Source organism: Ectobacillus panaciterrae DSM 19096 (assembly GCF_000430785.1).
Lineage (GTDB): Bacteria > Bacillota > Bacilli > Bacillales > Bacillaceae_G > Ectobacillus > Ectobacillus panaciterrae.
In genome coordinates, this window is record NZ_AUMR01000018.1 from 1 (window position 1) to 13,483 (window position 13,483).

The following is a 13,483-nucleotide window of genomic DNA, read 5'->3' on the forward strand; positions in this document are numbered from 1 at the left end:
TATCCATTTGCTTATTCATTATGAACCTAAGATGAGTATTCTTGAAATCGTAAGACTACGCAAGCAAATGACTACGTTTCACATTTGGAAACAACATGAAAAGTATCTTTCCAAACATTTTTGGAAGGAACGAACCTTTTGGAGTGACGGATATTTCGCTTGTTCCATTGGAAATGTCAGCAAAGAAACGATTCAAACATACATGCAAGAACAAGGATGAAAACCGTGGGCTTACATCCACGAACCTAAAGGTATCGTGGGCTTACATCCACGAACCTAAAGGTATCGTGGTTTTACGCCCACAAATATAAAAAACACCTTGAATAATCCAGTTCTTAGTTCATTTTCTTCTGGTGCAGGAAATCTATCAAACTCTGTAAATAAATTTTGTATATATTTGTATCATTTTCTTAATAAGTATGATATACTAAGGTTAATTATTTTTGTTCGGTATATGACTGATAGAAGGAATGTTTAAACAATCGTCTTGAAAGAGTATGTAGAGCAAGAATGGTAATATAACGTGGAGAAATCCACACAGGAGGAACAACATGTTACAAGGTAAAGTAAAATGGTTTAATGCAGAAAAAGGTTTCGGTTTCATTGAAGTAGAAGGTCAAGACGATGTTTTCGTTCACTTCTCCGCTATCCAAGGCGACGGCTTCAAATCTTTAGAAGAAGGCCAAACAGTTACATTTGAAATTACACAAGGTCCTCGCGGAGCACAAGCTGCTAACGTTCAAAAGTAATTGTAAAAAAGAACTCCTACTAGGAGTTCTTTTTTATATTTCTTTATGTTTGAAAATTATGATTATTTAGATGTTTCTGCATTAGACGCTTCCATTGCCTGCAACGACTGTTTCACTCTTTTGTCTGTAAACTTTCTAACGTCATCAGCAATGCCGTATGCCCAATCCATTACATTCTCGAATGTTTTATCTTCTTCTGGCATCTCGTAAGTGTAAGAGAATGTAAGGTTCGTGCAAACGCCGTTATCTTGAAAGTCCTCTATAATTAAATAAGGGTATTCCTCGACTACTTCTCTCATATTTTTTATGTAATCATCATACGAACAAATGTCATCCCAACGTTTGTGAGAGCTTCTTGCTTCGAATGAAATGTTAATCTCTTTGTTGCTTATTAAGTAAAAAACAAAAGATATTGCAATATTGTGCGTGTGATGTCCCCATTCTCCATCTAACACTTTTATTGGAATATCAAATGGAAAAAGAGAAACGGGCTTAACATGTAAAAAGTTTGTAGTGGCCTTAACTGTTTTTCCGTCGAAGAAAAATTCTTGCGGTACAAAGGGAGTTGCAGGTGAAATGTCGTATGCATCATCGTCTTCAGCTGCATATAAGTCAATGCCATCCTCTACATGAGCATATACATGGCCTGATTCCTCGTAAGCTGTGCCTCTTTTGCTTGCAAAGTATTGATTTTTATCAAATTCATTCACGTTAATAACTTTTACCTCAGAGCGCGCCTGAATATAGACAGGAATGCGAGTGTCGTGTTTTCCGTAATCCACAAGATAGGACGGAATGCCATTGTAAGAACCGTCTCCGTTATCAAGCAGACTTACAGATGTTCTTAATAGAGGATAGATTTCTCCTGTTTCAAACACAAAGGTTTTGTTTTCTTGGTTAGCTTTGCTTATTCCGTTAACTTCAAATGAATGTGTGACGAATATCGCAATATCTTTATGTGTAGTCATATTTCTGTAACCTCCATCAAGATTATTACTATTACTTTACTGTGCATGATGGTCTTTTTCCTTCTCCCATTCAAAATTTTGTATGTATACATAGTTCATTTGGAAATGTAAAGGGAGGGGAGAGAGAAAAGATGCCGTATAAAGTACAAAAGACCAAAAACTCCCTCTATTGCTGAAGGAATTTTTGGCCTTTCTCATTCAGTTCATATCATTGAAATTACAGTTTAAACGAACTTTTCAATGAAACAATTAGATTGAAGGTGATATGGTCTTTTGTTAGGTGTTTCGGATCTACATTAAAGTAGCCGTGTCTGAAGAACTGGAATTTGTCTTGCGGATTTACTTCTTTCATGTTTGGTTCAACGAAGCCGTGTAAAATTTCCAATGAATTTGGGTTTACGTGGTCAAGGAAGGTTGTTCCTTCTTCTTCGTTCTCATTATCAAGAATAAGCGGCTCATATAAGCGGAACTCCGCAGGTACGGCATGAGCAGCATCTACCCAGTGAATTGTTCCTTTCACTTTACGTCCTGTAAAGCCTGTACCGCTTTTTGTTTCCGGATCGTATGTGCAGTGAAGCTCAATTACATTTCCGTTTTCGTCTTTGATGACCTCTTCGCATTTAATGAAGTATGCGTGTTTTAAGCGTACTTCATTGCCAGGGAATAGGCGGAAATACTTCTTCGGAGGATTCTCCATGAAATCGTCCTGCTCGATGTAAATTTCTCTTGAGAACGGAATTTGCCGTATTCCCATTTCCGGATTTTCCGGATTGATTTCTGCATCCAGCATTTCAACTTGACCTTCCGGATAGTTGGTGATTACAACTTTCAGAGGCTTTACAACACCCATTGTACGAGGAGCTTTTAATTTTAAATCTTCTCTTACAAAGTGCTCAAGCATTGCTGTATCGACGGTGCCAGTCGTTTTTGCTACCCCGATTTCACGGCAGAACGCGCGAATCGCTTCAGGCGTATAGCCTCTTCTTCTCAAGCCTGAAATAGTAGGCATGCGAGGGTCGTCCCAGCCGTCTACGTATTCTTCGTCAACCAATTGCTTGAGCTTGCGTTTGCTCATAACCGTATTTGTCAAATTCAATCGGCCGAATTCGATTTGCTGCGGTTTGCTTTCCATTTCACATTGTTCAATAACCCAATTATAAAGAGGGCGTTGATCTTCAAATTCTAACGTACAGATGGAATGCGTAACATCTTCAATAGCATCTTCAATAGGGTGGGCAAAAGCGTACATTGGATAAATACACCATTTGTCTCCTGTATTATGATGAGTTGCGTGAGCGATGCGGTATAAAATAGGATCACGTAAGTTAATGTTAGGAGAAGACATATCAATCTTTGCACGCAATACTTTTTCGCCGTCGCCAAATTCTCCGCTGCGCATACGCTCAAATAAATCCAAATTTTCTTCTGCAGAGCGCTCGCGATAAGGGCTTTCTTTTCCAGGCGCTGTTAATGTTCCGCGATACTCACGAATTTCTTCGGCTGTTAAGTCATCTACGTATGCCAGTCCTTTTTTAATCAGCAGCACTGCACGGTTATACATTTCCTCGAAATAGTCAGAAGCGAAGAATAAGCCGTCCCAATCGAATCCAAGCCATTTTACATCTTCTTTAATTGAATTTACGTATTCAATATCTTCCTTTAACGGGTTCGTATCATCAAAGCGCAGATTCGTTTTTCCTTTAAACTCATCTGCCAATTCAAAATTCAGTACGATAGATTTTGCGTGTCCGATATGTAAATAGCCGTTTGGCTCCGGAGGAAAACGAGTAATGACATGGTCGTGTTTTCTCGTTTCTAAATCTTCTTTCACAATATTTCTGATAAAATTAGACGAGCTATGTTCCACTTATTTCAACCTCTTTCATTTTCTATATTTTATCATTTTACTTGTATTATATAGCATAAGTAAAGAGTTTGCATGGAAACCATTGATTGAAAGTTGCAGCAGGAGATTTAGAGAACGGAATCACGTGGAGATCCGGCATATTTGCTTCGTATGCTTTGTTTTTGGAGTAATGCTACGAATCGGTATGAAAGTGTTTTAAATTTCTTTCAATAAATGAAAAAAAGGATTCACCCGCTGCTGCGGACAAATCCATTTCTTCATTACACAGCCGATGCTTCTTCGCCGAACTGACTATTGTACAATTCGGCATAAAAACCGTTTTGCGCAAGCAATTCATTATGATTTCCTTGTTCAATGACCGCACCTTGATTCATAACAAGAATTAAATCGGCATCCTTAATTGTAGATAAACGGTGGGCGATGACAAAGCTGGTTCGCCCCTGCATCAGGGCTGTCATCGCTTTTTGGATATACACTTCTGTTCGTGTATCGACGCTGCTTGTCGCTTCATCCAAAATCATAATCGCCGGGTCTGCCAACAGGGCTCGGGCAATCGTCAACAATTGGCGCTGTCCTTGCGAAATGTTGGACGCATCTTCATTTAATACTGTGTCATAACCATCGGGCAACGTCCGGATGAATTGATCGGCATGAGCTGCTTTGGCCGCTGCAATTATTTCTTCGTCCGTTGCCTCAAGGCGGCCGTAAGCGATATTATCTTTAATAGTGCCATTAAAGAGCCACGTATCCTGCAGCACCATCCCGAACATTTTTCGCAAGTCTTCGCGGGACATATCCCGCGTATCGGCACCGTCAATTTTAATAGCGCCGCCGTTTAGTTCATAAAAACGCATAAGCAGATTGATCAATGTTGTTTTACCTGCACCTGTTGGTCCGACAATCGCTGCTGTTTGACCAGGTTTCACTTGGATATTCATATCTTTAATAAGCAATGCATCGGGTTTATAACCGAAGTCGACATGTTCGAAGCTCACTTCACCTTTTATTACCGGCAAGTTCACTCTGTTTACGGCTGCTTTTACTTCTTCTTGTTCATCAAGCAGCTCAAAGACGCGTTCTGCCGCAGCGATCGTCGCTTGGATGATGTTGGCGATGTTCGCCGTTTGAGCGATCGGCTGGGAAAATTGTCTGGAATACTGGATGAACGCTTGAATATCGCCAATCGTGATGAAGCCTTTCGTAACGTAAATACCGCCGACTACGGCAATCAATACGTAGCCGAGATTGCTGACGAATGACATGAGCGGCATGATGATGCCGGAGATGAACTGTGCGCGCCACCCGGCATTATACAACTTCTCATTTACTTCATTGAATTCCAATTTTGCTTTTTCTTCATGACCGAACGCTTTAATAATTTGATGTCCTGTATACATTTCTTCAATATGACCGTTTAATTGTCCAAGCGATTTTTGCTGTGCGGCAAAATATTTTTGCGAGCGCATCATAATCGGTTTTAAGACGAAAATTGAAAGGGCTATTGTCACAATGCTGATGAATGTGAGCGTAGGGCTGATTGTTAACATCATGATGATGATTCCCACGATAGTGACAATTGATGTGATAAATTGCGTGATGCTTTGCTGAAGCGTGCTTCCGATTGTATCAATATCATTTGTCACCCGGCTGAGCGTGTCGCCATGGGGATGTTCATCGTAATATTTCAGCGGAAGCCGTGCCAGCTTTTCGTTCACTTCTGTGCGTAAATCGTAGACGGTTTTTTGAGCGACATCCGACATGATGTATTGCTGGAGGTAGCTGAATAATGCGCTTATGATATAGAGCCCGACTAACAGAAGCAGTATTTCTCCGATAGAATGAAAGTCGATTTTAGCTCCAGGCACGCCTTTAAACTTCATCATCGCGCCTTCAAACAGCTTTGTAGTTACTTTCCCCATTAATTTCGGCCCGGCAATTAAGAAAATAGTACTTAGAATCGCGGTAAAGAATACAGCAATTAAATTGAAACGCCGCGGTTGTAAGTAGGTAAGAAGACGGCGAAGCGTGCCCTTAAAATCCTTTACCTTTGCGCCTTGTATCATCATGTTAGCGCCAGGGCCATGCCCGAAACCGCGTCCTTGCTGCGACTGTTGGTTTCTCATGCGATCTCCTCCTCAGACAATTGCGATTCAACGATTTCACGGTATACAGCGCATGTTTCCATCAACTGCTGATGCGTTCCGATACCTTCTATTTTTCCGGCGTCGAGCACGATGATTTGATCGGCATCCAGTACGGTGCTGACACGCTGGGCGACAAGGAGCACTGTGGCATCCGCCGTTTCTTCCTTCAGGGCGGCGCGCAGCTTCGCATCGGTTTTAAAATCCAGTGCGGAAAAGCTGTCATCGAATACATAAATATCCGGTTTGCGGACTAAAGCGCGAGCAATGGATAAGCGCTGTTTTTGACCGCCGGAAAGATTGGTTCCGCCTTGCGTGATTTCCGATTCATAGCCGTCTTTCATTTGTTCAACGAAGTCAGCAGCCTGCGCAATTCGAGCGGCATGCATAATTTCTTCAGCTGTGGCGTCCTCTTTGCCATAGCGAATGTTTTCATTGATTGTACCTGAAAATAAAATAGCTTTTTGCGGAACGAAACCGATTTTTGCACGTAAATCCGTTTGAGACATCTGCTGAATATCAACGCCGTTTATACGAATAGCTCCAGCGTTAATATCATAAAAACGCGGAATCAAGTTTACGAGCGTCGATTTACCTGAACCCGTTCCGCCGATAATCGCTGTTACTTGACCAGGCTTTGTTTGAAACGAAATATGTGATAACGCGGGCCTTTCTGCTCCCGGATAGCTGAATGATACATGATCAAACTCGACATACCCGCGGTTTTTATCAGCTGTTACGGTTACTTTTGCATCGACAATACTAGGTTCCATTTCAAGCACTTCGTTAATGCGGGCTGCAGAAGCAGAGGCACGCGGCACCATGACAAACATGACTGATGCCATAATAAGCGCAAACATAATTTGTGAAACGTATTGGATAAAAGCGATCAAATCACCGATTTGCATACTTCCGCTGTCAATGCGCAGACCGCCGAACCAGAGAATGGCTACAGTGGTCAAGTTCAGAATCAGCATCATCATCGGCATCATGAATGCCATAATTTTGTTCACTTTAATGGAAACGTCCATTAAATCATAATTTGCTTTTTCAAAACGTGTTTGTTCATAAGGATCGCGATTGAATGCACGAATGACGCGAACGCCCGTCAAGCTTTCACGGAGAATAAGGTTCAATTTATCTAGTTTGACCTGCATGGCTTTAAAGAGCGGTAAAGCCTTATACATAATCAAGAAGATGGTAAGGACCAGAATAGGGGAGATGGCCACAATCACGAGCGAAAGCTTCGCGTCCTTCGAAACCGCCATGATAATGCCGCCGACTAACATGAATGGCGCGCTGAGCACCATGCGCATCATCATGATCAGCACTTGCTGGACTTGTGTAATATCGTTGGTCGTACGTGTAATCAATGAAGCGGTTCCAACCTTGTCGAATTCATAAAGAGAAAATCCCTCTACACGAGAAAATACTTTCTCGCGCAAGTTTTTGCCGAAGCCCATCGCCGTTTTGGATGAGAGATAGCTTGCGAATACCGAACAAACCGCTCCGACAGCAGTAATCAGCAGCATGAAAGCACCGATTTTCAAAATGTAGTTCGTGTCGCCTTTTACGACACCAGTATCAATGATGTCCGACATCAACGTCGGTAAATACAGATCAGACATGGATTGAACAAAAACAAATACGAGTACGCCCGCAATAATCCAAGCAAATGGTTTTAAATCACGAAATAGCTTTAACACCGTTCTGCGCCTCCATCCTGCATCGTTTCTTCTTCCATCATCAATTCGTACACCTGCTGGTGGATGCTTAATAAAGTGTCGATTGATTCTTGAGGAAGCTCTGCCAATACACGATCCATTTTCTGGTACATTCCGTTCGGGTCGTCATATATGAGCTGCACTTGCCGCTCTCCAGCTTCGGTCAAGCGAAGCTGCACTTCCCGGCGGTTTTCTTCGGAAATGATGCGCTCCAATAAACCAAGCGAAACCAATCCATCCACACCTGTACTCAGCGTGCTTTTCGGAAACAAGAGCCGTTCGCCCAAATACTTTTGCGGAACGATTTTCCCTGAAGGTATCGTTTGCAATATTAAAAACTGCGGCATACTTAAATCGCTGTTCATCATTGTTGCCTGGCCCCATTTGCCGAACCGCCGCTGAATGCGCCAAAAGGATCGAAGCACGTTGAGTGTTTGCTTCAATTGTTCCTCTTTCTTTTCCATCTGTGTCACCTCTATTCAGTTCATTATGAAACAGTTCTTTGAAAGACTGTTCATTTTGGAAAAATTAACTTTGTTAATAATAATGAGTTTAAAGCCATAATAAAGAGAAGTCAAGAAAGGAACAACAACAAATTATGACATGGTTTTCCGCATAAAATAAATGGGCAATTTTAGCTTGCCAGGTTTTATAATTTCTCTGTATGTGCGTTTGTTTTTTTAATTTCCGATAAGTACATGTTATACAAAAAGAGCAATTTTCTCATAATGAGAAAGTTGCTCTTTTTGTATAAACATTAAATGATTCAAATGAGCTTTAATCCACTAATTAAAATAATTGTCGCCATTACAGTTTGGAGTGGTTTAGCGGAAACTTTAGTAGTTAGCCTACTGCCTATCAGCACGCCCGGGATTGACCCTATTAGCAAATTAGCTGTCAGCATATAGTCCACACGGCCAAAGCTGGCATTTAATATACCCGCAACGGTTACTAACAAAAAGGCATGTGCAATATCTGTTCCCACTAACTCAGAAGTGTTCATTCGATATAAATACAACATGGCAATAGCAAATAAAGATCCAGAGCCAATTGAAGTTAGTCCAACTATAAAACCAAAGATTACACCAATGAGAATGGTTAGTGCTCGCTTTTTTTCAAGAGGTTGCAGCTGCCAACGATTAGGGCGTATCTTCTTATCGAAAAAGACTCGAAGAATAATAGAAACAGCTACTAGAGTCATGACATAGCCAAGTGCATGTTTAATAATTTGCTCCTGATGCTGATGAAATGTTGGAAAAAGATGAAGAGTTCCAATGGCAAGAGTTGCACTTGGAATACTGCCCAACGCTAAATATTTCACCATTTTAACATTAATGGTACTTTGTTTCCAGTGCTGAGTTACTCCGAATAACTTTGTAATAGAATTATAGACAAGATCTGTTCCTACTGCGATGGAAGGATTAATACCTAATACTATTAAAAGCGGAGTCAAAAGTGCTGCGCCTCCTACTCCTGTTAATCCTACTAAAAGTCCTACTACTAATCCCATAATTGTGATGCTGAGATTCATTTTGGTGCCCCCTAAATTAAATCCGAGTATTTTTATGTGATTATACAATATTAATCCCTTGTAGTAAATAAAATTCGGAATATTTTTAATTGATTTCAAAATTTTCGTTTTGGAGTGTTTTTATTTTTAACTTGATAGTAGGGGTCGGGACCTCGTAAAGAACATTATTGTCAGTTCACAACAACGTTTCACTTTAAGCAAGCATTACACTAAAATGTTTTACATATAATTCCATGTCGACGTTCGAATATAAAGGAGGATAGATGTGAAATGCTCGGTAAACAATTACAAAAAGATGTCATTGTTGTTGGTGGAGGACCGGCGGGTATGATGCTCGGCTTATTACTTGCAAAGGTTGGAGTTCAAGTAATCGTCCTTGAGAGTCACGATAATTTTGACCGTGAATATCGTGGAGAAGTGCTTCAGCCTCGTTTTGTTCAATTGCTTGATCAATTGCAATTACGTACGTATATTGAACAATTGCCTCATTCTAAGTTAAAGAAAGGTGCCTTTTATCATTATGATAAAAAGAAAGGAAACTTTGATTTTGCTTCTATGATTGCAGGAGTACCATATGCGCTATGGATTCCTCAACCTATCTTACTTCAAGCACTGTACGCAAAAGCAAAGGAATATCCAACTTTTGATATGTTGTTTCATGCTCCGGTGAAAAAACTGATTGAAAAAGATGGAACGGTGACAGGAGTAGTTGTTGAGCAAGAAAATAAAGAATTGCTGGAAATTCAGGCAAAGATAACAGTCGGGGCTGATGGACGGTTTTCCACTATTCGTCGTTTAGGAGGTTTTGAATTAGAATATGAATATTATCCAGGTGATTTGATTTGGTTTAGTGTAAAACGGCCGCCTCATTGGGGAGAAGAATTACAATTTAAAATTACAGAGGGGCATAGCTATATAACACTTCCCAAATACCCTGATTTACTTCAAGTCGGCGTCGCTTTACCACGAGGTGAATGGAAAGAAACACAGCGTCAAGGAATAGAAACTTTTCGTAAAGAAATTATGCATACGAACAAAGAGTTTTATGATTTCGCTGAATCTTTGGTTAACTTTAAACCATTCGTACCGCTCCAAGCCAAAAATCATATGGTTAAAACGTGGGCAAAGAATGGCTGCTTACTGATCGGTGATGCTGCTCATTGTTCATCTCCTGTAGGAGCAATAGGAGTTTCATTAGCAGTAACGACAGCAGTTGTAGCGGCTGATGTTATTTGGGACGCATTGCAAAAACATGATGTCTCAGCTAAAGTTCTCGGTAGAGTCCAAGAAATTCGAAGTGAGGAGATTGAGGAAATTCACCAAATTCAAAAGCGAATGGGAAAGCTATTTTTTACTTCGTCAAAATTTATAAAAGGGATACGACCATACATCCTATCTGCTGCTTTCAAAACTCCGCTTTTTTCAATGATCCAGAAAAAGCTATTTGTCATGAAAAATCCTGTAGCCATTAATCCTGAATTTGTTTTCAACAAATAACAAGATGACGACCATCTTTTCACAGAAAAGACTAGCTAAACAATTTTTTTAGTAATGATTAGTAACTGAAATCTTGTTTATTTTCCATATACAGTGAACTACTTTGCGGTGGAATATTCTAAATTCATATTATTTTATTGACATACGAGAAAGAGAGGCGTATATTATAGAACTATATTAATCAAGAGCATCATACGAAAAAATCAAACACGAGGAACGGGAGTAGTAGAAGACTTGCCATGGTATACAGAGAGCTGCGGGGTGGTGGAACGCAGTCGAATGGAACTTTGAACTCGCCCGGGAGTGGTAAGGCGGAATGAAATAGATTCAGATTTCATATGTTTTAACGGCTGACTTACGTTATAAGGTCCTATGCAATGAGGTGGATTCTGAGTGAGAATCAACAAGAGTGGTACCGCGGCAGGCAAAAAGGCCCGTCGTCTCTTATTAAGAGACGACGGGCCTTTTTGTATGTACATCAAGGATTAGGGGGAATTAATGATTATGAGTAAAAATGGGAAACAGTTAGAGAGAACCATGCAATCGAGACATATCATGATGATGGCGCTTGGAGGGGCCATAGGAGCAGGGTTGTTTAAAGGAAGCAGCACAGCCATTGATATGGCCGGCCCGTCGGTCATTATCGCATATCTTATCGGAGGGATTATATTACTTTTCATTATGCAAGGATTGGCCGAAATGGCAGTGCGAAATAGAGAAGCACGAACATTTCGCGACTTGGTTCAGCCTCTTTTAGGAAACTATGCTGCTTATTTTCTTGACTGGATTTATTGGAAGATGTGGGTTTTAAATATAGCTGCTGAAGCGGTAGTCGCTGCCGTTTTCTTGCAATATTGGGTTCCAAATATCCCTATTTGGGTGCTGGCTTTAATCGTTTCAGTCGTCGTTACTGTTGTGAACGTGTTGTCGGTTAAACTCTTTGCAGAGACGGAGTATTGGCTGGCATTACTTAAAATCAGTGTCATCGTACTTTTTATCTTATTCGGCATTATCACCTTGTCAGTTTCGTTTCAAGGTCATACAGCTCCAGGCTTGTCAAATCTTACAAATCACGGAGGCTTCTTTCCGAACGGGATGAGCGGATTGGTTACCGCTATGCTGGTCGTTATTTATTCTTATGGCGGAACTGAAATGATCGGCGTTACGTTGGCAGAGACGAAAGATCCTGAAAAAGTTGTGCCAAAGGCAGTAAGGGGCACTTTGACCCGTATTATTTCTTTTTATATTTTGCCGTTTTTCGTCATTGTGAGCCTTATCCCTTGGAAGCAAGTCAATTCTGTTCAGCAGAGTCCATTTGTGACTGTATTTAAAACCGTGGGAATTCCATATGCAGATCATATTATGAATGCAGTCATATTGTTGGCAATCATCTCTTCCATGAATTCTGGCTTGTATGCAGCTTCACGTGTCCTTTATACACAAGCTATGGATGGACGGATTCCAAAACTTTTTTCTAAACTTTCCAAAAAGCATGTGCCCGTCTACGCCATATTGGCTTGTACAACTTCGTTATATATAGGTGTAATGATTTCCTTGTTTGCGGGAAGCAAAACATTCGAATACCTAATGGGTTCTCTGGGATATACGGTTTTATTTATCTGGATTATTATTGCGCTGTCTCATTTAAAGTGCCGCAAAAATCAGAAACAGCAAGCACGTTATTATGTCCGATTATTTCCTTTTACCACTTGGTTAGCGCTCATTTCTTTGTTTGCTGTATTAGTAGGAGTCGTTCTTACTTCCTCCATTGCAGTGACATCTGTAACAGCCGGCATTTATCTTTTCATTACAATTACCTACGCAGTGTTTCGTTCCCGTTCAACAAAACGGTTAAACGAGAATGTGATGAATATGCAGAACTTTTGATTTTGATGATGGCAGCTTTCAGTAAATTGAAAACCTTGCATAAATGTAACGAGATCATAAGATGAATGATTGCAAGGATAAAGTAAAAAGGAAAACGCCTCGTACAGAAGTGTTTTCCTTTTTCGTATTTGCTGATTATTGTGCTAAATGGTGTTTCGTTTCATTTTTCATCTATACCCTCTGCTATTTTACCTAAAAGATGCAAAAACTGGGTTCGTTCCTCGGCAGAAAGAACGGACAATATTTCACATAAGAACTCATCTCTGTTTGTAACGATCGTTTCAATGAAGTTGTATCCTTCTTCCGTCAGCTGCAGCCATACGACGCGGCGGTCGGCTTCATCGCGGATGCCTAAATAAAAACTTTGTTCAAAATCAAATTATAAATCTTCTTATATAGACAAAAAAGAAAACATAAGACAGTAGTTTTGTAAGATCATTTCATTGACATCCATTTTCGCATTGCATATGATAAAGCTGTAAATTCAATAACTCCTAAAGGGGAGTAGCTTTTACAGCAAAGTCGTCAATACAGAGCATACGCTCTCGGCTTTGTTGGCAACTTACGGTTGTTAGCGAGACCTTTACCTGTTGTGTTGGTAGAGGCTTTATTTGTTCAAGACCTTTGCCGCACGCGGTAAAGGTCTTTTTGTTTTCATGCATGTATCGTACATAGTGATACAGTATACTTTAACAAATTCAGAAACCATAGGAGGAAAACAAGTATGAGAAAAATGAAAAGTTCATTAAAAGGATTGACGGAGAAATTCAAGCAAGAGATTATGAAGGATAAGTTGGAATTGGAAAAAATTGAAAGGAGGCTTGAAGAGAGGCACGAAAATAGAACGAAGCATATGGGACGCGCATCATTGAACAGAGCTTGATGACGTGTATCATCGTGGAAGGCGGTTTGGCTCCGAGTTGTGGACTTATAGAGTATGCATGCAGTGAATTGGTCATCCCGGTTCATGTCATGATTCGTCCGCACAGCCGCTTTTTTTATTATCAGGAAGATGATATGAAAACAATGACAGACTGCTTCATCATTTCGTGATATAAAAGCAACATAAAGTGTAATCGTAATATATATGCAGATAAAAAGCTGAAACCTTGTAAACTT

General features: G+C 40.3%; 12 protein-coding genes and 1 other annotated feature. Of the genes, 6 read left to right on the plus strand and 6 right to left on the minus strand.

Annotated elements, in window-relative coordinates:
- Both tnpA and H540_RS0106600 read left to right on the plus strand, forming a co-directional pair.
- A partial coding sequence (gene tnpA, locus H540_RS0106595; RefSeq protein WP_028399961.1) for an IS200/IS605 family transposase occupies nt 1-220 on the plus strand: 220 nt, incomplete at its 5' end.
- Nucleotides 221-551: 331 nt separating this feature from the next.
- Nucleotides 552-749: a cold-shock protein gene (locus H540_RS0106600; protein WP_028399962.1), complete on the plus strand. Its 198-nt coding sequence runs from the start codon at nt 552-554 to the stop codon at nt 747-749.
- A gap of 62 nt (nt 750-811) precedes the next feature.
- Here H540_RS0106600 and H540_RS0106605 read toward each other — a convergent pair whose 3' ends face one another.
- The 6 genes from H540_RS0106605 to H540_RS0106630 all read right to left on the minus strand — a co-directional run bounded on the left by H540_RS0106605 (nt 812) and on the right by H540_RS0106630 (nt 8,980).
- Nucleotides 812-1,717, minus strand: a complete 906-nt coding sequence (locus H540_RS0106605) for a hypothetical protein (protein ID WP_028399963.1) — start codon at nt 1,715-1,717, stop codon at nt 812-814.
- Nucleotides 1,718-1,934: 217 nt separating this feature from the next.
- Nucleotides 1,935-3,584 (minus strand): glutamine--tRNA ligase/YqeY domain fusion protein, encoded by a 1,650-nt coding sequence (locus H540_RS0106610; RefSeq protein WP_028399964.1) that lies wholly within the window; start codon nt 3,582-3,584, stop codon nt 1,935-1,937.
- Between the two features lie 260 nt (nt 3,585-3,844).
- Nucleotides 3,845-5,707 carry an ABC transporter ATP-binding protein gene (locus H540_RS0106615; RefSeq protein WP_028399965.1) on the minus strand — a complete coding sequence of 621 codons (1,863 nt, stop codon included), beginning with the start codon at nt 5,705-5,707 and terminating at the stop codon, nt 3,845-3,847.
- Nucleotides 5,704-7,431, minus strand: a complete 1,728-nt coding sequence (locus H540_RS0106620) for an ABC transporter ATP-binding protein (RefSeq protein WP_028399966.1) — start codon at nt 7,429-7,431, stop codon at nt 5,704-5,706. Before H540_RS0106620 ends, H540_RS0106615 begins: the two co-directional genes overlap by 4 nt.
- Nucleotides 7,425-7,913 (minus strand): MarR family winged helix-turn-helix transcriptional regulator, encoded by a 489-nt coding sequence (locus H540_RS0106625; RefSeq protein WP_028399967.1) that lies wholly within the window; start codon nt 7,911-7,913, stop codon nt 7,425-7,427. Before H540_RS0106625 ends, H540_RS0106620 begins: the two co-directional genes overlap by 7 nt.
- A gap of 302 nt (nt 7,914-8,215) precedes the next feature.
- The gene (locus H540_RS0106630; protein ID WP_028399968.1) at nt 8,216-8,980 is read right to left on the minus strand and encodes a sulfite exporter TauE/SafE family protein; all 765 of its coding nucleotides are present in this window, start codon (nt 8,978-8,980) and stop codon (nt 8,216-8,218) included.
- A gap of 270 nt (nt 8,981-9,250) precedes the next feature.
- Here H540_RS0106630 and H540_RS0106635 point away from each other — a divergent pair, with 270 nt between their 5' ends.
- The 4 genes from H540_RS0106635 (at nt 9,251) to H540_RS31865 (ending at nt 13,417) form a co-directional block, all read left to right on the plus strand.
- Nucleotides 9,251-10,477, plus strand: a complete 1,227-nt coding sequence (locus tag H540_RS0106635; RefSeq protein WP_028399969.1) for an FAD-dependent monooxygenase — start codon at nt 9,251-9,253, stop codon at nt 10,475-10,477.
- Nucleotides 10,478-10,680: 203 nt separating this feature from the next.
- Nucleotides 10,681-10,925, plus strand: a binding site (T-box leader).
- A 56-nt stretch (nt 10,926-10,981) separates the two neighbouring features.
- Nucleotides 10,982-12,364 (plus strand): amino acid permease, encoded by a 1,383-nt coding sequence (locus tag H540_RS29100; protein ID WP_051317016.1) that lies wholly within the window; start codon nt 10,982-10,984, stop codon nt 12,362-12,364.
- Between the two features lie 724 nt (nt 12,365-13,088).
- Entirely contained in the window at nt 13,089-13,247 is a 159-nt protein-coding gene (locus H540_RS32995) for an FbpB family small basic protein (RefSeq protein WP_155890964.1), read from the plus strand.
- Entirely contained in the window at nt 13,247-13,417 is a 171-nt protein-coding gene (locus H540_RS31865; protein ID WP_081415041.1) for a copper homeostasis protein CutC, read from the plus strand. The genes H540_RS32995 and H540_RS31865 overlap by 1 nt, the downstream gene beginning before the upstream one ends.
- The last annotated feature ends 66 nt before the right edge of the window (nt 13,418-13,483 follow it).